Origin of the sequence: Coleofasciculus sp. E1-EBD-02 (assembly GCF_040218245.1) — a bacterium.
In the GTDB taxonomy this organism is placed as follows: Bacteria; Cyanobacteriota; Cyanobacteriia; order Cyanobacteriales; family Coleofasciculaceae; genus Coleofasciculus.
The window spans coordinates 80,768-101,119 of record NZ_JAVJQN010000091.1 but is presented as its reverse complement, the minus strand read 5'-3'; the positions used below and the strand labels follow the sequence as shown (position 1 = coordinate 101,119).

Here is a 20,352-nt window from a genome sequence, read left to right as displayed (position 1 = left end):
GTACAGAATTCGGTTCGGTCAAACTAACTTCTAAAAGCCGAAACGCCCTATTTTTCGTTCTCACTCTTCCTTGTCTACTGGTCTACCTGTCTTCCTTGTCTTGCCTAAACCCCCATCTTAAAAAACCTACCCTTGTGAGCTGGGGGTGAGGGGGTTGTGGCTTAAGTTGATACAGATACACGTTGGTAAAGGGCGCACGTCGGTGCGCCCCTACGGAAGACCACTGATTTTCAACACGTCACTCAGGGTGGGACAGTACGTGGGTAAACCGAATGTTTGGGGATTCACTGGGTTTTGATAGGTAAAATGGCGATAGTTGAGGCAAAATCGATCCCACGCCGCCATCTGAATCCGGAATAAGATAATTAATAGATTCGCTAGTCCAATCGATAAGGGGACGCGAACATAAATTTTTTTACCTAAATACGCACAGACTTCTGCTACCGCTTGGTTAACAGTGAGGCGCGGATTGCCTAAGACTAAACGATTCGTCGATAATCCTTCACCCGTTTTAGTGGTCAACTCGTGACTAGGAGGATGATCAACCAGATAGCGCACCACTTGAGCGATATCCTGGGCGTGCATAAAGTGGAAACTGCCATCGGCTTTGAACCAACGAATCAAGTCCATCCATTTGACTACATCCTTAATCCCTGATGAAATATGGGAGTAAGGTTTGCGCTCATCTCCCCCCAATACCAACGTGGGAAACACTGTAGTAATTTTAGGCGCGATCGCGAGTTTTGAGATTTGCCGCAAACAGTCATATTTGGAACGGATATAGTCAGTTCCCAGTTGACCAGCTTCCTTGAGTAATTGGTTCTGTTGATTTAGAATGCTAGCGGTGGAAAAGTAAATCACTTGTTCACAACGTTGAGTATCCAGCAAATCCAGCAATCGCAGGGTTTTGACCACATTAATATCAAAAACTTCCTGGACTCCTCCCCAAGCTGTTGCTGCCAAAATTGCTACATCTACCGTTTTGAGTAAATCACCAAACTGATCAATCTGCCGTAAATCGGCTTGACAAATCGTAATACCCGAACGAGCATGATAGTCAAATCCTAATTTATCGGGATTTCTGACCAATAAATACAACTCGTGATCCGTGTGTTGAATTAAACTTTCGGCGACATACTGACCGATGCAACCACTAGCACCAGTCATGAAGATTCGCTTGGGAGTCATTTGATTTTAGATTTCTTGGTAATCTGATCCTAACTCAACCGATATTACATTATGTAAATATTAGGCTTGTAGTAAGGGCTTTAGCCCTAGATTCCGTTGGGTAACATGAGTCAACCCAACCTAAAATCTATTCCACGATTTTATCTGTATGATCCACCTGAATTTGTGTCCGGGGCGGATTGAGTCACATCTGGGTGATGGACGAAACGACAATAGTGAAATCCCACCTCTACATTGGGAAAGGGCGGGTTTTGAATAAACGTTATCATCAATAGCCACACGAAAACCCATAAACCCGCCCCTACAGACGCGCAATGTCCGACAGACGTAGGGGTTCTCGCATTCGTTTCCAGATGTATCGGTTTTCTGTCAACATACCAGCACGAAGGCTTCACCCAATCTCCTGTTTCCCAATCTCTTACGCATGAACGGTCAACAATTGATCAACCTGTTTCGCTGTTTCAAAGAAGAACCTAACATTATCTTCTGGGGTTCCCGGTAAGACACCATGACCCAAATTAAAGATATGACCTCGGTTCCCAGCTTTACGAATTGTATCCAAAATGCGATCGCGGATAAAATCCTGTGACCCAAATAACACCCCTGGGTCCATATTCCCCTGAACGTTCATTTTATAGCCTAACCGCTGTCGCGCTTCTGCCATATCTACTGTCCAGTCTACGCTGATAATATCCACACCGGATTTACCCATACGCTCTAAGATACCCGCACTCCCACTGATATATAAAATCAGAGGGGTATCAGGATGCGTGGCTTTCACCTGCTCAACCACGCGCTGCTGATAGGGTAAGGCAAAGGTATCGTAGTCTTGGGGACTCAGTTGACCCGCCCAAGAATCGAACAGTTGCACGACTTGGGCACCATTATCAATTTGATAGCGTACATAAACCGCGATCGCATCAGCGATTTTCCCCAAAAACTCATGTAGCATGGCGGGTTGGGAAAATGCCATCCCTTTAATAATCGAGTAATTCTTGGAACTTTTGCCTTCAATCGCATAAGCGGCTAACGTCCAAGGCGCACCGACAAAGCCTAAGACAGCGGCTTCGTTCCCGACTTCCCGCCGCAGCGCTTGTAATATCTCCCCGACAAATGTTAATTTTTCTAACTCTAAGGGATGAAGCCCGTCAATTTGTGCTTGAGAGCGAATCGGCGGATCTATAATCGGACCTTTGCTTTCAACAATATCAAAGGGAATACCGACTCCGGGTAGAGGCGTGAGGATATCCGAAAATAGAATCACCCCATCTGGACGAAACGCCTTCCAGGGTTGGAGAGAAATTTCAATAGCAATTTCGGGAATTTCGGAGCGTTCCCGGAAACTGGGATACTTATCGCGTAAATCCCGATAGGCTTTCATATATCGACCCGCCTGTCGCATCATCCACACCGGCGGACGTTCTAATTTTTCACCACGAGCGGCTCGTAATAAATAAGGAACCTGGGTTAACCCAGCCATACTAGACCTACCCTATATAAAGTTTTCAGCGCACTTGTTAGCTTACCATTCCGGATTGACAATTATTTATGAAGTTTTCCAACATAATGTTCCCTGATCCCCATCCAGTTCAACCCAACTTCCCACAGGCAAAGCGGCGTTGACCCCATCGTGACCAAAGGGCAACTCGGATACAATCGGGATATCAAGATCGGTTAAGCGATCGCTTAATACCTCTTCAACCGTCCAACTTGGAACATTTTGGGGAGGATGGCAGCGACTAAACCGTCCCAAGGCAATCCCCTTAACCTTTTGTAACATGCCACTCATCCGCCACTGGGTCAACAGGCGGTCAATCCGATAAGGCGCTTCTGTCACATCCTCTAACGCCAGAATTGCCCCATCTAGCGGTGGTAGAATCGGCGTACCCAGTAAATGAGTTGCCACAGTCAGATTCCCTGGCAAAAGCCACCCCCTAACCTTACCCCCGCCCCAACCCTTCCCGGTTAAGGGGGACAGAGGACGCCCTTCTACACAGTCAAATAAGCGATTGAGTGACCATTCCGGTTCATTGGCTAATGTGGTTAAGACTGGAGCATGAACACTGCTAATTCCCACCCCAGCTAGACTCCAGAGGAGACAGGTAATATCAGAAAACCCAATCAGCCACTTGGGGATAGGGGATTTTGGCTCAAGACTCCTTTGATCAATTTGATTGACCTGTGCGCCGCTGCGCCCCTGTTCCCCAAGCAGGGCGGGTTTAGTCAAGTTATCGGTTTCTGGGGTAGCGTTATCGGTCAAACCCGCCCCTACAACCTGGGGCGATATTACTGGAGAATTCCACGTCCAGTCTTCCAGAAGACGGGCGCTACCATAGCCGCCTCGGATACAAAGAATTCCCCGACAGTCTGGGTCATACCAAGCGGCGGCTAACTGCTGACGTCGTTGGTTATCTGTACCCGCTAGGTAACCCTCTCTAGCATCCCAATTGGCTGGCAATTCAACCCGATAGCCTCGGCGACGCCAAATTTCTACTCCCTGATGGAATGCGTCAACCTCTCTTAACGCCCCACTCGGAGCAATCACCCGGAGCAAATTACCTGGTTGTAAGGGACTAGGTTGATTTATGTTCACCAAATTTACCTCCCTGTAGAGACGTAGCATGCTACGTCTCTACACATCCCCATCATCCCCATCATCCCCATCATCCCCATCTTCCCCATCTGTTAATACCCCCTAACTCAACCGCGCCGTGCATTCAAGAATAAACTTTTGATTAATTAAAGAATAGGGTTGAATGTCCAACGCCCTGCGAAAGGCTGTAATTGCCGCTTGATAATCTCCTAACGCCATATAACACAATCCCAAACCATGCAGCGCCCCAAAATGAATGGGATTGAGTCGGACAACCTGCTGACAATCGTCCCTTGACTTTTGATACTGTTTAAGTAGGTAGTAAAGAACGGCTCGTCGATTCCACGCTTCGGCAAAATCAGGTTGCTCTCTAATAATCTGGGTCAGCAGTGCTTCAGCTTGAGCGGTTTCCCCACGTTCTAATAAAATCTGTGTCCGCCCTAGCCGTTCCATGCCGGAGATGCCCTTTTGATAGAACCAGATACGCCAGAGTTCTTCGGTTGCCTGCTTGCGGACGTTTTCATCAGGGTTTTTTAGGTTCTCCAGTAAGGAATTGATGGATGATTCACTCATCTCTTGTCCTCTTAACTATTGTGTAACGGATTACTCAAATTTATCGGCACTCCCCTATTTTCCCGCCAAATTTGAATAGAGTGCAGATTGCTGCGAGTAAAGATTCCATAAACTTTGCGGATGTACCAGTCTTATGACTGCATTTTGTAAAATGGGCAGACTGATACTGAGTTTCCTTACGTTGTTAATTTTCGGTGAAAACATAGCTAGGAGAGTCATTCTAGCTATTGCACCACTCCAGTAAGGATGTTGAACAAACTAAAATTCAAGCAGTCAGTCCAAATCTCCCACAAGGGAATGTGTCTCCGCCGCTAGGAGGTTATATGAGTCCTTCTGTGAATCGGTCTACCGACTCACCCCAGTCTTCTGGTGAAAATCTGCCAGAAGCATCCAGTGTGCAACCGCCACACTCAGCCCCACCCAATGGCAATTCTCAAAACGTGACTAACTCATCTACTACAACGGATTCAACCGGGACAATGCCATCAGATGTCCAACGACAACAACCTATTCCTCCGCCCAGTGAACCCATGCAGTACCGAGCAATCGGGCTGATTCGGGGAAAATATATGCCCTCTCAAGAGCAATTGACAAGGGGTACTCTACTGGCAGATGACGGTACCTTAATTGATGCCGTCTTACTGGGTCGGGTGATGAGTTTGGTGAAAAACCATCTCGATTTAGCTCTATCCCATCTTTGGGTAGTTTACCCTCGCACGAGACAACAAGACGGAAATTTGCACGTCCAAATTGTCGGTGTTTGGGAACCGGAAACACTCAATCAAGATCAAACGACGGCTTCAGAATCAACCGACTCGCCACCGGAAGAGTCAACCCCTGAGGCACAAACGTCTCCAGATCATCCTCAACCTAAACCAACCGAGCAATTACCAGAAGGTTATTTTTCAATTCGGGGTCAAGTCATTTACCAGTCGCGGGAGAATGAAGACGTTATTGTCAAAATCAAGCAGTCTCCCCGCAGAGAATCAGAGAAAACCAAATTTTTCAAGCTTCAGCTCAAGGGATTGCTGGGGGAAAAGGTGATTAATCACTTTTGGGATTTGCACGTCAAACTGCATACCAATACCCTGATGATTGAGGAAGGCAATGATATTGGTATCGTTCATGCACCCAAAAGGCGATCCAATAAGTTTCGTCCACGCAAAGGGTCAAGACCTAAAAAGAGTTTTCCCCATCGTGGTTCGGGCGAAGATCGTTCGACAACAGGAAAAAGAACCTCACCCAAGCGTTCAGAACCCTTATCCAAACCAGTTCAACGTAAGGACAAGCCGGGTAAAGATAATTCCTAAGAGAGATTCTTGATTAGGACTTGAGCCTGATTCCGCCGCCCATCCTGCGCTTCACCGATGAGGTAGAAGCGGTAGTTAGGGGCGGCTATGAGGAATTACCAATAAAGTGTTAATATAACAAAGGACAAATGACAGATGACAGATGACTGCTAATCCCACGACCTAAAGTTGTGGGATTAGTTTACTCTATACTCAGTTGAGAACCCCAGCGGTCTTGAGGCAGAAAGGAACGATCCATGGGAATGGATGCTACGGGTTCGGTGAGCGTAAACTCGCCCCGTTCAATCCATTGCTTTAATTCCAAAGCAACTTGCCGTGAACGAAATACACTTGCCAAAGGTGCTGTCCGCACAGAGTTGCCGTCAATAGTAATCCGCCCCTGCTTTAGCTGGGCATAGCTGACTAATCCGAAGGTGGGACGAACGCGACGGGGAATCGAGAAATCAACCACTGGGGCGACAATATCCTGATCCGATACAGCACAATGCTGAACCACCTCTTCACTCAAAACAGGTAAGGGTACACCAACGCCCAACATCAGAGACGGACCATAATTTTTAAAGTAGCAACCCCGTACCCACTTGGGATTCATCTGCTTGGCATCTCCAATTAACGCCAATGTAGCGGCTGGACCAATGGGGGTATGATTGGGTAGGCGTTTCTGGAGGGGAAAATGTTGAGTCCCTTCCCAAGCGATGTACCCAATACCCCCACCCAAGAAAATTTGCGTACCAATCCCAATCAGCTTAAGTTCGGGATCGTTAAGTAGCGGGGAAATTGCTCCCGGATTGGAGTAGACTGCATTGCCTAATCTGGGCTGGAGCGGACCAAGATAAGTGTACAAGAGGCGATCGCCCCCATTGACGCCGACGATAAAATTTTGATAGAGATTGCGCGGATTGTAGAGATAGAACTGGTTAATCGTTTCGCGAGTAATCGTCGTATCACAAGAGGCTCTAGGATAACAGTCAGTCATCTGTCCAATCGCCCGCAACTGCACGGGTTTACCAGCAATCAAGTCTTCAATTACATGAGAACCACCCCGTTCCCTAGATTCCTCGATCTCTAGCAGATCTCCCATATCGGTAGAGTCCACAACTTGAGTCGCGCCTAAATACAAATCCACCGCACCAAAGCCAGCATAAGCAGGTACACCATCTAACCAGCATTTACGAATCTTAATCGGGGGGTCTGTGTGACCTAAATTAATAATCGCGCCCGATGACTCCATTGGCTCAAATGTACCTGTGGTAATCACATCGACGTTCTTAGCCGCCTGGGTGACACCGATATCGGCGACTCGCGCTTTTAATTCCTCGACCGTCCAGACGACTGCACGACGATGGTGAATTTTATCATTGATATCAGCTAAGGTTCGCACAATCAAAAAGGGAACAGGGAACAGGGAACAGGGAACAGGGAACACCTCGACTTCGCTCGGTGTGTCACAGGAAAGAGGAAACAAGGTAGAGTTTTTAGTTAACTCACAACTCCCCCATCTCCCTCATCTCCCTCATCTTCCTCATCCCTTACCATATCAGCAGTGGGAGAGACAGCAAATGTTGTTGCCACAGATTGAGCATCCTTGTGACTCGGATGATGCCATTGGTCAAGAATATCGTTAACCAGAACCTCCTTGAGCCAAACCTGAGCCACCACTGTTAGGGGAAGGGCTAATAATAATCCTATAAATCCAAAGAAGGTGACGAAAAATAACTGGGCGAGCAATGTTATAGCGGGTAAAAGGGATACCTGTTGCGCCATGACTAACGGTGTGAGTAAATTACTTTCAACCTGCTGAATCACAATATATAGAATCAATACAGCAATGGCTTTCCAGGGCGAATCCAGCAGCGCGATCGCAATAGGTGGGATCACACTCACCACGGGTCCAAGATTGGGAATAAATGTTAAAATACCCGCTAACGTAGCCTGTGCCAGTGCCAGGGGAATTCCCAACAGCAGCAAGCCGAAAAAACTTAACAACGCAATGACTGCCATGTTAAACAGAATACCGGCTAGCCATCCCCGTAACGATTCATTACACCGCTGCAAAATTTCATCAACTCGACGCCGATAGAATGACGGAAAAAGGCGAACAAAGCTTTTTTGGTAAGGGTGAGGATCGGCAAGGAGCATCAATGTTAATACCAGGACAAGTAAACTATTCAGGAGGACACCCAAAGCATTATTGAAAAACGTGAATCCGCCCCCTAACACCCGATTGATTAAGGGAGGAAGCTGTTGCAGCAACTGGTTAATATCTGGGATATACTGATCGAGCAATCCCGATGAAAAATCTGCTTCTAAAGCTTCTATCCACTCGCTTAATTGTTCTATACCCTGAGGAACTAACTCACTTAGTTGTAAAAATTGTTCGGCAAAAGGAGGGACGATTAAGAAGTAAAATCCGACCAAAATGCACAGTAGGAGAAAAAGCGACAGCAGAACTGCAAAAAATCGCTGCATTCCAGATCGCTGGAATCGCTCTACCAGAATATTTAAGGCATTAGATATCACAATTGCGGCAAATATAAGCATGAGAATCTGCCGAATTTGCCACAAAACAAATAGTGAAATGATAAAAACCAGTATGCCAATCCATTTACCCAGACTCACTGCCCAGCCTCCAAGCTACTCGGGTTTGATCCTGCTGCAAAATGGGAAAGGTAAAGTTTTGACCCTGGGGTTCGCTCCAGGAAACCTGGTTGTATGGAGGGGTTATTTTCACTATTATCGTGGTCTCACCAGGAATGCGACTCAACTCGCTCCGACTCCCCATCTCTCTCATCTACCCTATCTTCCCCATCTCCCCTATTATCAATACAGACTGAAACAACAAAACTATTTTTGCCATGCTGCACTAGAACACCAGTTCCCTAAATGTAATACAAATGTCTGTAAAGTACTTTTTTCTATCCGATGGCTGGACTGTGGGACGAGTTTGGGAGTTTGGAGGACTTTGGAATGTCAATGCTTGGCGACGGGAACCCGAAATCATCCGCCTCAACCTTTGCATCTTGGAACAGGGGGAAAAGTTATGGCTATATCGGGTTGAGGATGCGGTATTGATGGTAGAAGTTAAACCGACACCGGATGCTTCACCCCAATCCGCCAAAACTATTGGTCAAGTTGTCCTCAAACGCTTAATGAGTGCAGAACAAGTGGTTGAGCGATTGACCACAGCGCCGAGTGTTTTGAATCTCTCCTCAGAAACTAGCGATGGGTGATCAGCGATTGGGTAGAGACGTAGCATGGTACGTCTCTACGTTACGTTGGGTCAAAACGTCCCCTGTGCTTGCAATCGTTTCTAACAAAAGTTACACTTCTTTAAAGTCAAGACTAACCCGCCTAGCTGTTTGGAACATGAAGAATAACCGGAAAAGGTCATCGGTTCACGCTTTTAGGCGGGTAAGATCAATTTCTAACATCTTTAGCAAAAGAAGCGTCAAAGTAGAAACTCTATCTCTAGGAGGAGCGTAGTCGATGGGACTACCGTGGTATCGAGTACATACAGTCGTCCTGAATGATCCAGGGCGTCTGATTGCTGTGCATTTGATGCACACTGCCCTTGTGGCAGGCTGGGCTGGTTCGATGGCTCTATACGAACTAGCCACATTTGATCCGAGTGATCCAGTCCTCAATCCCATGTGGCGTCAAGGGATGTTCGTGATGCCGTTCATGGCGCGTTTAGGGGTCACTGAATCCTGGCGGGGTTGGAGTATTAGTGGCGAAACAGCGACAGATGTCGGCTTTTGGTCATTTGAAGGCGTCGCCGCTGCTCACATTGTTCTGGCAGGTCTGTTGTTCTTAGCCGCCTGCTGGCATTGGGTTTACTGGGATTTAGAACTGTTTAGAGATCCTCGCACGGGTGAACCGGCGCTGGATTTGCCAAAAATGTTTGGCATTCACCTGTTCTTGTCTGGTCTTCTCTGCTTTGGCTTTGGGGCGTTTCACCAGACTGGGCTTTTTGGTCCGGGAATGTGGGTATCTGATCCCTATGGTCTAACAGGTAGCGTTCAACCTGTAGCCCCAGCCTGGGGTCCAGAAGGATTTAACCCCTTTAACCCAGGCGGTATCGTTGCTCATCATATCGCTGCGGGTATTGTCGGAATTATTGCTGGGTTATTCCACTTGACGGTTCGACCCCCAGAGCGACTGTTTAAAGCGCTGCGGATGGGGAATATCGAAACAGTACTCTCTAGCAGTATTGCCGCCGTATTCTTTGCGGCGTTCGTGGTGGCGGGTACAATGTGGTACGGTTCTGCGGCTACGCCGATTGAACTGTTTGGTCCAACCCGGTATCAATGGGATCAAGGCTATTTCCATGAAGAAATTGATCGCCGTGTGGAAATGGCGATGGCAGACGGAGCCAGCCCCTCAGAGGCGTGGAATCAGATTCCAGAGAAGCTAGCGTTCTACGACTATATTGGCAACTCTCCGGCTAAGGGCGGTTTGTTCCGCACTGGTCCCATGGATAAGGGTGATGGTATTGCCGAAGCTTGGTTAGGTCATCCAGTATTTACTGATGGCGAAGGTCGAGAATTGACGGTGCGCCGTATGCCCAACTTCTTTGAAACCTTCCCCGTTGTCTTAACCGATGCCAATGGTGTTGTTCGGGCGGACATCCCCTTCCGACGGGCTGAGTCGAAATATAGCTTTGAGCAAACTGGTGTTACAGCGACATTCTACGGCGGTCTTTTGGATGGTAAAACCATTGAAGATCCTGCTGTTGTTAAGCAGTATGCCCGTAAAGCTCAATTGGGTGAACCGTTTGAATTTGATCGTGAAACCTTAAACTCCGACGGGGTATTCCGTACAAGTCCACGGGGTTGGTTCACCTTCGGTCATGCGGTATTTGCGCTGTTGTTCTTCTTTGGTCATATCTGGCATGGTTCCCGGACTCTGTTCCGAGATGTATTTGCTGGGGTTGATCCTGACCTAGACGAACAAGTCGAATTCGGTCTGTTCCAGAAAGTGGGTGATAAGACCACTCGGAAAAAAGAAGCGGTCTAAATATTGCAGTAGAGACGTAGCATGCTACGTCTCTACCATAATCATGGAGGGCAAGAGAAAACTTTATTTTTCTTTTGCCTCTTTCGCTATTGTGGTTGACTGAGCAAGGTAAACTGGTAGTACAGCAGATAATTGGGTAAGTTGTGATATGGAAAGCCTCATTTATATCTTTGTTTTGATTGGCGCTCTAGGCGTTCTGTTTTTTGCGATCGCGTTCCGGGAACCGCCTCGGATTGAAAAGTAGATCCCTGTGGCGCTGTCTTCTCTCCTGGAGAGCGCCATCGTTTAGATTGATCGTGAATTTGATCAGCTCTCTAGGATACTCTGAGCCTACATGAGTCTATCTGATTACTTTTGCCGACAGGGATTCGAGCAGGAAGACATTAGATAGACTTGTATCGGCTCAATTTTCTGTATTTAACCAGTCGGAAAAAACTTGCTATTATGCGATGCCCCTATTGTCAGCACACCGACAGCCGCGTTTTGGAGTCCCGTTCAACAGAAGCAGGACAAAGTGTTCGGCGTCGTCGGGAGTGTTTGCTTTGTAAACATCGCTTCACGACTTATGAGCGGATTGAATTTGTGCCGATTACTGTCCTGAAGCGGGATGGTAAGCGAGAATCCTTCGACCGTTCTAAGTTATTACGGGGAATGGTGCGAGCTTGTGAGAAAACAGGAGTTTCCCAACGACGTCTAGAAGCGATAGTCGATGAGATTGAAGCTGAAGTTCAGCAGCACTATGGGCGGGAGGTTACCAGTGATGAAGTGGGTGAGTTAGTCCTGCGCTACCTACGACACGAGAGTGAAGTAGCGTATGTCCGGTTTGCCTCAGTTTATCGGAAGTTTCAGGGCATTCGCGATTTTATCGAAACCCTAGAGCATCTCAGAAATAATACTGAACTCGATAATCCAGAGATATCCCCGATACCACCAGCTATCCCCAACGAGTCGGATGATTCGGAGACATCAGCCTCCTTAATCACTCCTGCTTCAGAGGAGCAACAGGTTTTACAGTAAGGGACGCCCAATCCTTAGCAGACAGCAGTTTGATCAGTTCGCGATTTAGGATAATCTATCTTTATAAAGTTTTGTGTAATTCTCGATCTCAACAGGGGTTAGAAGCTGTTCGGTAATTTCTACCCAGAACTAGACCAAACTCCCAGAACGTCTATATATTGAGGTAAGTCATTAACTTGGTAGGCATTATGGATGATTTATCTCAATAAAATGAATGGTTATGAAGACTTACGCAACCGATCAATTCCCTGTCATTCTGCAAAATTTCATAGCTGATTACAGCGAGGTTTATCGGTTTGCGTTGATCTTCACTGTCAATCAGCGTCTTAAAGGTTCCAGCAACAAATCAAAGCTAAACACACTAATTCAACAGACTTTCAAAATCAACAAGCGTCAAGCCGGCGCGGTTATTGCAGATGCAGATGGGAAAATTAACTCTGCTAAGAAATGCCATGTCAACCACATTAAGCAACTCGAAGGCAAGCTCAAATCGGCTAAAGACTGGTTACGCAAGGCTGAAAAGTCGTTAAAAGACTCTCGTAAGCATTACTCTGGCAAGTGGCAAAACAAAAAGCAATCGACAAATCTAAAACTGTTCTGTTACCTTGATACGCACAGAACCTCATGGCAAAGTAAGCGATTTGCTATTCATCACAAAAAGCGATACATCACGCACCTAGAAAGTCAAATATCAGCATTAAAAACAGCTCCGATTCAAGTCACTATCAGTAAACAACCTGACTGCCTCTTTCTCGGTTCCAAAGGTGAAACCTGTGGTAATCAGGTTTTTCAATTCGATGGTGCTACCCTCAAGCTCCGTGTTCCAGAATGCCTAAAAACAAAGTATGGTGAGATATTAGAATGTTCGGTTGATCCGTTTCCTTATGGTCAGGACAAACTAGAACAAGCATTGTCAACGCCTGGATTCACCACGAATAAGAAGACCGGATATCAAGCGCCAATCCGCTACGGCGTGGCAATGACGCACCGATTCTACACCAAGGATTTGCGCTGGTTTTGGGCAGTCACAGTTGACCTGAGTATACCTAAGCGAGTCACCAAACCTCGGCAATATGGTTGTATTGGGATTGACATCAATCCAAAATCTATTGGCTATGCTGCGGTAGATCATGACGGGAATTTGGTTACTAAAGGACGTTTATCGTTTGATGTCAGTTCTAAACGGCGCGGTCAAACCATCGCCATTATTGCGGATGTTTGCAATTCATTGGTAAATCTGGCTTTGTACTTTGGAGTGCCAATTTGCTTTGAGAATCTCGACTTCAACACTAAAAAAACACAATTACGTGAGCGTGGTAAAAAGTATTCTCGAATGTTGTCAAACTTTGCCTACAGTCGATTTATAGAGCAATTAGTGTTGCAATGTGGGAATGCAGGAATTGAAGTCATTCGCCGTAATCCAGCATGGTCTAGCTTCTTAGCTTTGGTGAAATATGCTCGAATGTATGGTATGGGGAGCAATGAAGCTGCCGCATTAGTATTGGCACGTAGAGCCATGAATTTGTCTGAACGATTACCCCGCTCCATAACCGCCTTGCTCGGAGTGAATCCGCGTAAGCACGTATGGAGCGGGATCAACCAACTGAATAAAGTCCTCACTGGGATGTCACGCCATAACTTCTACAGTGTCTCTAACTGGGAGTTCAAGGTCAAGCCTCTGATTGAGTCTGTAACTCAGATCGAGTCAGAGGCAAGCCGTCAGGCACTTTGAACAGGCAATAGCATCTAGCCGCTAGGATGCGATATGGTCAAATTATCTAGCTTCGGGTAGTTTTGTCTATACACGAATGAGCGGTAATCCAGATTGAGTTATAATTACCTGTCTGGACTTTATTAAATCTTTTAAAATAAGGTTGAGACAAAGCAATGTAGGTGTAGGTGGCACAATACCGACGTGCGAGTACATCGACAGGAGGCATAGTCATTACGGAGATTAAACAAGGAAACACAACGCACATGCTCAGTCAGAACACAAATACAATAGATATTGGCTTCACTCACGACGATTTTGCCGCCCTCCTCGACAAGTATGATTATCACTTTAGCCCTGGTGATATTGTCGCAGGTACAGTATTCAGTCTGGAGCCAAGAGGCGCTCTGATTGACATTGGTGCTAAAACCGCCGCTTATATTCCCATACAGGAGATGTCAATTAATCGGGTTGACGCTCCCGAAGAAGTATTGCAGTCAAATGAAACGCGAGAATTTTTCATTTTGACAGACGAGAATGAAGATGGACAGCTTACCCTTTCCATTCGGCGTATTGAGTATATGCGGGCTTGGGAGCGGGTGCGCCAGCTTCAAACTGAAGACGCGACCGTTCGTTCTTTGGTTTTTGCCACAAACCGAGGTGGGGCGTTGGTTCGCATTGAAGGGCTACGAGGTTTTATTCCCGGTTCCCACATTAGTACTCGCAAACCGAAAGAAGATTTAGTCGGCGAAGAACTGCCCCTGAAATTCTTAGAGGTAGACGAAGACAGAAACCGTTTGGTTCTCTCTCACCGTCGCGCTTTGGTTGAGCGCAAGATGAACCGCTTAGAAGTCGGTGAAGTGGTCGTTGGTTCGGTACGGGGTATTAAGCCTTACGGTGCGTTCATTGATATTGGTGGTGTGAGCGGATTGCTACACATTTCAGAAATTTCTCATGATCATATTGACACGCCTCATAGTGTGTTTAATGTCAATGATGAATTGAAAGTGATGATCATTGACTTGGATGCCGAACGCGGTCGGATTTCTCTGTCAACGAAGCAGTTGGAACCTGAACCGGGAGATATGATCAACAATCGGGATCAAGTCTACGATAAGGCAGAAGAAATGGCTCAGAAGTATCGGGAGAAGATGCTGGCACAACAGGAAGGCGTTAATCCTGAATCTCAAGAAGAGGGGATTGAAGAAGAAGAGTTTGTGTCAGCGACGGAAGAGTAATTCCGGTGTCAGGACAGGTTTATACATCCAAAAATTTTTTGGGTTTGAACAGAGGGTAAATCCCTCTTTTTTTTTAAAGATAGTTTTGTAGAACTTCAACCGTTTTCTGTCCAGTTTTTGCCCAGCTAAATTGACGGGCGCGTTGGAGTCCGAGGGTGCTAAGGCGCGATCGCAGTTGGCTGTCGGTGGCGATAGAGTGCATCGCTGCGGAGAGTTCTGAGGTGTTGTAAGGGTTCACTAGGATAGCCGCGTCGCCTGCTACTTCCGGGAGGGCGGAGAGGTTGGAGGTGATGACGGGAGTCCCACAAGCCATGGCTTCCAGAACCGGGAGTCCAAAGCCTTCCCAGAGACTGGGAAAGATGAGTGCGATCGCGTTATTGAGAAGTATGGGTAGTTGGTTGTAGGGAACATAGTTGAGAAATTTAACCTGATGGCTTAAAGCGAGGTGGTTGGCTTGGAATTGAAGTTTAGGGGTGTATCGTTTGTCACTTGACCCGGCGATCCACAGTTCATAGTCGCCACAGTTAGGCAAATTAGCAAAGGCGTCGATCAGTCGGTGTAGGTTTTTATAGGGATCATGGCGTCCGATGTAGAGGAAGTAGGGATTATGGTTAGCTGGAGTTGCTTCATTGGGCTTTTTGAGAAACGCAGAGGGGCGCAGAGGTTGGCGCAGAGGGGCGCAGAGGGGGCGAAAGTGGTTGGCGTCGTAAGCTAGGGGAATGGGCGTGATTTTGGCGGCGGGGATAGGGTAAAAGTCGGTAATGTCTCTGGCGGTGGCGATGGAGTTACAGAGGATATGTTGGGCTTGGGTAAGAACTTGGGGGATATAGTAACGGAAGTAAGGGGTGAGAGGGGAGTTAGGTTTGGGAAAGCGTAGCGGGATTAGGTCATGAACCATTACGACATAGCGACACTTGCTATTAAGGGGGGCTTCAGGGATGGGAGAAAAGAGGAGGGAAGATTTTAAGCTGTGGTAGAGGCGGGGAAGTTGGAGTTGAGTCCATAACAAGCGACGGAAGTGACCTTTTGTTCCGTGGGCGGGGCTAAGATTGGCGGGAACAGGGTAACCGATAAAGTCAGAGGCGAGGGGGAAGTGGTTCGACGCGACGGGTGAAATGAGCAGAGTGGGATTCAGGGGTTTTAAGTAGGGGAATACGTTGGCAGCATACGTGGCGATGCCAGTGGGTTTGGAAAATAGAATGGAGAGGTTGATTAATAGGGGAGAAGACAAGGTTGAATAAGCGATTGAATAATTTATTAACTGAGTAGAGATTTATAGGCGTTTAGGGTTTCTTGCGCCGTTCTTTCCCAAGAGAATAGTTTAGCTCTTGCTTTGCCCTTTTGAATTAAGTCCTGGCGGAATTGGGTGTCACTGATAATTTTTAAGATAGCCTCAGCTAATTGGATTGGGTCATTAGGGTCAATGAGAAGGGCTGCATCGCCAGCGACTTCCGGGAGAGAGGAGGTATTTGAGGTAACAACAGGTGCGCCTAGGGTCATCGCTTCGAGAACTGGAAGACCAAAGCCTTCGTAGTGGGAGGGATAGACAAAAACATCCGCCTGTTTATAAAACCAAGCTACATAACTGTCACTGAGATAATCGAGATGATAAATTTCCTCGTGCCAGGGCGAATGCGCGATCGCACTCAAAATCGGCTTATATTTCCAGCCTTTCTGACCGATTAACACTAATTGATGCTCAATCTTATATTTTGCTTTGAGATAGTTAAATGCCTCAACAATTGCAATAATATTTTTACGCGGCTCTAGCGTACTTACAAACAACAGATAAGGTCGCGAAAAATCATAAGCGACTTGGGGATGTTCGAGTGACGCTATTCCCTCATCTTTTCCAGAATAGCGGCTCGCCAAGGGTGTTATCCAGATGCGCTCAGGCTTGACTTTCAAGTAATCAACAATATCTTGTTTAGCACTCTCGGAAATAGTTAATACTAGATCTGTCCACTGAAGACATTGTTTAATACGTTTGAAATATGTTTTCACCACAGAGTTAATATACTGAGGATACTTAACACAGGTAAGATCGTAGATAGTCATTACCTTTAAAGGCTGTCTATAAGGAAAAACATTATAGTTAGTTCCATGAACAATATCGATAGAGCGTACATAATTATCTAAATAGATAGGGAATAAATTAGGAAAGTAATCAAGTAAAACGTTAGATATTCTGACAGGTATAGGGAGTAAATGATAGTTAGAATACTGATCAAGAAAGTCAGGGATATCTAGTCTGCCTTGCAGCCAAGTTTTAAAGCCAGGTTGATAAATTATACCTAACTGAAAACTTTCTCGCGTTTGTTGGGAAACAAGAAAGTGGATTAAATTCGCTACATAGAGACCTACTCCACTAGGTTTGGGAGCGAGGGGAGTTGCATCAATCAAAATTTTTAGCATTAATTGAATTTAAATTTGCTTAAAGTCCTCTCATAAATTGAATATCTTGCCAATCCCATAGTCTTTCTGGAAATTGGTCAACACTCACTGGAATAGCATTCCAGTAATTAACCTGATAATGTGTAGCTCCTCTGTAGTGAATAAAGAGGCTAACTATGGTAAAAAGGACAAAAATACTAACTATAACTCTTTTGTTTATATTATGATAAATTGTCTCTATTCCTTGCATCATTCGTACTAAGAAATACATGAAGTAAGGTATCATATCTGAGAAAAATCTTGGACCAAATGAATATCCAGCCCACCAATGAGGAAAAGAAGAAATAGAAAGCCAATGTAAAATTAAAATCGCAAGTAAGCAATAGTCCAAGGCACTGATTCGCTTGACTTTAAAAAGCCAAATCACGCCTCCTAGAGAAAAAAGGAATATGGGAGTGAAGATAAATAACCCTCTAGATGGACTAATGAGATTTCCAAGGAGCGCTTCCAGAAAATAAGGACTAGAAGCAAGCCGAGAAGGTTGATAATACGGAGATAGAATGTGGTGATATATAGACAAATTGTACATTAGGAAAGGAATACCGATGGTTAACCCCCACGCAACAAAATGTAAAAAGTACCGCCTATACTTAATGAATATAAAAACTGAGATCGCTATGATAGATAAACTATTGGTTGGTCTAACTACATAGGAAAATGCTAGAGGTATACCAACGAATTGAATTATCCAAGGTTTATTTTTTGCCACCAGTAGCAGGTATAGACAAATAGATAACATCAACATTGATGGTCCGTGTTGCCAAAGAGCGCGACTAGCTGTTGACCAAGACGAGGTGCAAAAAGCAAAGATAAAAGTTACAGCCAAAGAAGACCAACTATCGAGAAAAAAATTGGATATTAAATAAATAAATAGAGCTGTAACCGTTACAAAAAAAGACGCAACAAATATTTGAAGTTCGGGATTGAAGGCTAAAATACCAAGTTTTTCTGAATTAATAATCTCATGATGGGCTTCATAATGATCTCTAATTGATGGAAAAATTACAGAAATAAAATTGGATTCTACAAGTAAATCTATATTCTTATCAAAAAGATAAACTATAGGAAAAATAACAGGAACAGATAAAAGTGAAGTGCCGATTGGAAATATTGTATATTGATGTCCATTAATATTTTCAATAGCATATTGACCTCTGGCTAATTCACCACTATACTCATCTAAGTTAGTATTGCCTTCTTTAATAATACTTACTGATGTATGAGCAGCCCACCTTGAATCACCGACCTGATTTACAGGGCTGCAAAGATGAACTGTGAATACAAGAAACAAAAGTAGTCCTAATACCAAATAACGGATAGTTTTGCTTTTGAATGATTTCATAATCTCATACAACTAAGGGTGAATTAAAAAGGTTCTTGTGAGTCGTTAGGCTAAGGATTCTAAGTCGCTTAACCAAGCCTCAAGGAGATTAAGTTCTTCTGGAGCTATGACAGAAAGATTTACCAGACTCTCATAGCAAGTCCGCATATTATCCATCAATTTATCTGTGCCAGGTTCTAGTTGCAATTTTGCCAGGGTTTGGCAGATTTCGCGATTTTTTAGATACCCATCTATTTCTTGGCTAAAATCTTTCATTAAGTTATGGTGATTTCTATCCTGCCACACAGTTGGTTCGTGAAATAAAACTGACCAACCATTTACCCAAGCAATTGCCTGAGCAATGAAACTACGCCAAATATCAGTCATACGAAAGGAACAGTATGCTGGTAGATACAATAATGGGTAGGCATCAAACCACCAAGTTGTATTCTGGCTATTAAATGGACACCAAGAACCCTGTGCTAGTGCTAAGCGTCTATCTTTCCTGAAGTATTGTGGCAAGGGTAGTGTTAAACGATATATTGCGTCAACGTCAGGATTGCCATCTGCAAGCCCTTGTTGGATGGGACAATCTACCTGTGAAATTTCAAAGGAATCCCAATCAAGTTGGTTACCCAGAATAGAATCTAGTGGAAAACCTCTTGGCCAAATGTTAGCTTCTGTGAAATAACTGTAGGCATTTATCCATCCCATGTTGCTCGCGGTAATAACATTTTGTTTTCTTGTCCGATATTGCCAGAATTCTTCACGAGGCATATTGTCATCATCTGTCTCGATAATGATTGATGCTTTATTTTTTATGGCGAGAAGATAGCCAATGTTTTTCCGAGCATAATGTCGGGTAGGACATTGTTGAGCAAACTTAAATTCACTGGCTAGCTGACGTTCGAGGCTATAAAAATCACATCCTTTAAGATTAAAATCGGACGGGCTATCTAAATCTCCAATAAGGAGAAAATCCCATTTATTTTTATTACTTTCTGAAGCAAGTCTGGATAAAACTTTATTGGGTTTTCCAATAGATGTAACAACAACAGCTACTTTTTCTTTATTAGATATATACATGGATCTATTTACTCAATTATTATTGGATTGAATTTTTAATTTTTTAGCCCCTTTAAACTGTCTTTCTAAAAAGAGGCGTCCCAGATTTTTAAACGCATCATGAATAGCTGCCCTATGGACGCTGGGACTAGCAGCTTGGTAATGAATAGGCGCTTCAGCAATTTTTAATTGACGACAGTGGAATTTTATTTCTGTTTGAAAGAAATGATATCTAGATTTAATACCTTGACTCAGAATATACTTGAGACTTTGTTGGGTAAACATTTGAAATCCACTGGTCATATCAGTAAGTTTTGTTCCTAGGAGTAGGTTGGTTATGATAGTTCCTCCTCGGCTAATCAAACGACGACTTAGGGGACTGTTTTTTATGCTTCCTCCCTGACAAAATCGACTTCCAAAAACACAGTCAAAACCTTGAAGCATTTTGGGAAAAAATTTTTGGATATCTGAGGGCTGGTGACTAAAGCCAGCATCAATTTCTAAAATCCAATCACATCCAGCATATATCGCTTCTTTGTATCCTCTAACATAAGCATCAACAACACAACGATTTTCTGGCGCCCAAACTACATTCAATCGAGATTCCGACTCCGCCAAAATTAGTAAAATATCTAGAGTATCATCAGTACTAGCACAATCAATAACGGCGAAAAAGGTAACAGAGGCAAATCCTTCACATTGTCCTAAAGTTTTTTTGACAAACGTCATCGCTAAATCAGCTTCATTCGCCATTGGGCAAACTATACCTAAATTGAGTTTTGCAATACTACTATCAATCAATTCCTTCATAATCATTTAATTTTTCATTAATAAGCTGTTATGCATTTAAATTGGGAATGGGCAGT

Annotated in this window: 18 protein-coding genes; 7 read left to right on the top strand and 11 right to left on the bottom strand. The window is 44.8% G+C overall.

What is annotated here, in order from left to right; all coding sequences use genetic code 11:
• Window positions 1-210: 210 nt before the first annotated feature.
• From RIC07_RS15115 to RIC07_RS15100, 4 genes are all read right to left on the bottom strand, one after another.
• Window positions 211-1,188, bottom strand: coding sequence for an NAD-dependent epimerase/dehydratase family protein (locus RIC07_RS15115; RefSeq protein WP_446395248.1), 978 nt, complete (start codon window positions 1,186-1,188; stop codon window positions 211-213).
• A 418-nt stretch (window positions 1,189-1,606) separates the two neighbouring features.
• Window positions 1,607-2,668, bottom strand: a complete 1,062-nt coding sequence (gene hemE, locus RIC07_RS15110; protein ID WP_446381745.1) for a uroporphyrinogen decarboxylase — start codon at window positions 2,666-2,668, stop codon at window positions 1,607-1,609.
• 66 nt (window positions 2,669-2,734) lie between these two features.
• On the bottom strand, window positions 2,735-3,811 hold the full coding sequence (locus RIC07_RS15105) for a S66 peptidase family protein (protein WP_446395247.1): 1,077 nt from the start codon (window positions 3,809-3,811) through the stop codon (window positions 2,735-2,737).
• A 72-nt stretch (window positions 3,812-3,883) separates the two neighbouring features.
• Window positions 3,884-4,354, bottom strand: a complete 471-nt coding sequence (locus tag RIC07_RS15100) for a tetratricopeptide repeat protein (protein WP_446345698.1) — start codon at window positions 4,352-4,354, stop codon at window positions 3,884-3,886.
• A 323-nt stretch (window positions 4,355-4,677) separates the two neighbouring features.
• On the opposite strand from RIC07_RS15100, the gene RIC07_RS15095 reads away from it, so the two are divergent.
• Window positions 4,678-5,664, top strand: a complete 987-nt coding sequence (locus tag RIC07_RS15095) for a hypothetical protein (protein ID WP_446395246.1) — start codon at window positions 4,678-4,680, stop codon at window positions 5,662-5,664.
• Between the two features lie 181 nt (window positions 5,665-5,845).
• Here RIC07_RS15095 and RIC07_RS15090 read toward each other — a convergent pair whose 3' ends face one another.
• A complete protein-coding gene (locus RIC07_RS15090; protein ID WP_446395253.1) occupies window positions 5,846-7,045 on the bottom strand; it encodes a homocysteine biosynthesis protein in 1,200 nt (399 codons plus the stop codon).
• 98 nt (window positions 7,046-7,143) lie between these two features.
• The gene (locus tag RIC07_RS15085) at window positions 7,144-8,283 is read right to left on the bottom strand and encodes an AI-2E family transporter (protein ID WP_446395245.1); all 1,140 of its coding nucleotides are present in this window, start codon (window positions 8,281-8,283) and stop codon (window positions 7,144-7,146) included.
• A gap of 275 nt (window positions 8,284-8,558) precedes the next feature.
• On the opposite strand from RIC07_RS15085, the gene RIC07_RS15080 reads away from it, so the two are divergent.
• The 6 genes from RIC07_RS15080 to RIC07_RS15055 all read left to right on the top strand — a co-directional run bounded on the left by RIC07_RS15080 (window position 8,559) and on the right by RIC07_RS15055 (window position 14,646).
• Window positions 8,559-8,894: a hypothetical protein gene (locus RIC07_RS15080; protein WP_044210415.1), complete on the top strand. Its 336-nt coding sequence runs from the start codon at window positions 8,559-8,561 to the stop codon at window positions 8,892-8,894.
• Window positions 8,895-9,150: 256 nt separating this feature from the next.
• Window positions 9,151-10,680 carry a photosystem II chlorophyll-binding protein CP47 gene (gene psbB, locus RIC07_RS15075; RefSeq protein ID WP_446395244.1) on the top strand — a complete coding sequence of 510 codons (1,530 nt, stop codon included), beginning with the start codon at window positions 9,151-9,153 and terminating at the stop codon, window positions 10,678-10,680.
• A 148-nt stretch (window positions 10,681-10,828) separates the two neighbouring features.
• Window positions 10,829-10,924 (top strand): photosystem II reaction center protein T, encoded by a 96-nt coding sequence (locus RIC07_RS15070; RefSeq protein WP_063712032.1) that lies wholly within the window; start codon window positions 10,829-10,831, stop codon window positions 10,922-10,924.
• 200 nt (window positions 10,925-11,124) lie between these two features.
• The gene (nrdR, locus tag RIC07_RS15065) at window positions 11,125-11,697 is read left to right on the top strand and encodes a transcriptional regulator NrdR (protein ID WP_446395243.1); all 573 of its coding nucleotides are present in this window, start codon (window positions 11,125-11,127) and stop codon (window positions 11,695-11,697) included.
• Between the two features lie 220 nt (window positions 11,698-11,917).
• A complete protein-coding gene (locus tag RIC07_RS15060; RefSeq protein WP_446395242.1) occupies window positions 11,918-13,429 on the top strand; it encodes a hypothetical protein in 1,512 nt (503 codons plus the stop codon).
• A gap of 245 nt (window positions 13,430-13,674) precedes the next feature.
• On the top strand, window positions 13,675-14,646 hold the full coding sequence (locus RIC07_RS15055; protein WP_446345060.1) for a 30S ribosomal protein S1: 972 nt from the start codon (window positions 13,675-13,677) through the stop codon (window positions 14,644-14,646).
• A 73-nt stretch (window positions 14,647-14,719) separates the two neighbouring features.
• Here RIC07_RS15055 and RIC07_RS15050 read toward each other — a convergent pair whose 3' ends face one another.
• Genes RIC07_RS15050 through RIC07_RS15030 form a run of 5 tightly spaced genes read right to left on the bottom strand, consistent with a single transcriptional unit; the run spans window position 14,720 to window position 20,302 of the window.
• Window positions 14,720-15,877, bottom strand: a complete 1,158-nt coding sequence (locus RIC07_RS15050; protein ID WP_446395241.1) for a glycosyltransferase family 4 protein — start codon at window positions 15,875-15,877, stop codon at window positions 14,720-14,722.
• 26 nt (window positions 15,878-15,903) lie between these two features.
• Window positions 15,904-17,061, bottom strand: a complete 1,158-nt coding sequence (locus tag RIC07_RS15045; protein WP_446395240.1) for a glycosyltransferase family 4 protein — start codon at window positions 17,059-17,061, stop codon at window positions 15,904-15,906.
• A gap of 19 nt (window positions 17,062-17,080) precedes the next feature.
• The gene (locus RIC07_RS15040; RefSeq protein WP_446395239.1) at window positions 17,081-18,442 is read right to left on the bottom strand and encodes a hypothetical protein; all 1,362 of its coding nucleotides are present in this window, start codon (window positions 18,440-18,442) and stop codon (window positions 17,081-17,083) included.
• Between the two features lie 45 nt (window positions 18,443-18,487).
• Window positions 18,488-19,507: an STELLO glycosyltransferase family protein gene (locus RIC07_RS15035; protein ID WP_446395238.1), complete on the bottom strand. Its 1,020-nt coding sequence runs from the start codon at window positions 19,505-19,507 to the stop codon at window positions 18,488-18,490.
• Between the two features lie 12 nt (window positions 19,508-19,519).
• The gene (locus tag RIC07_RS15030; protein WP_446395237.1) at window positions 19,520-20,302 is read right to left on the bottom strand and encodes a glycosyltransferase; all 783 of its coding nucleotides are present in this window, start codon (window positions 20,300-20,302) and stop codon (window positions 19,520-19,522) included.
• Window positions 20,303-20,352: the final 50 nt, after the last annotated feature.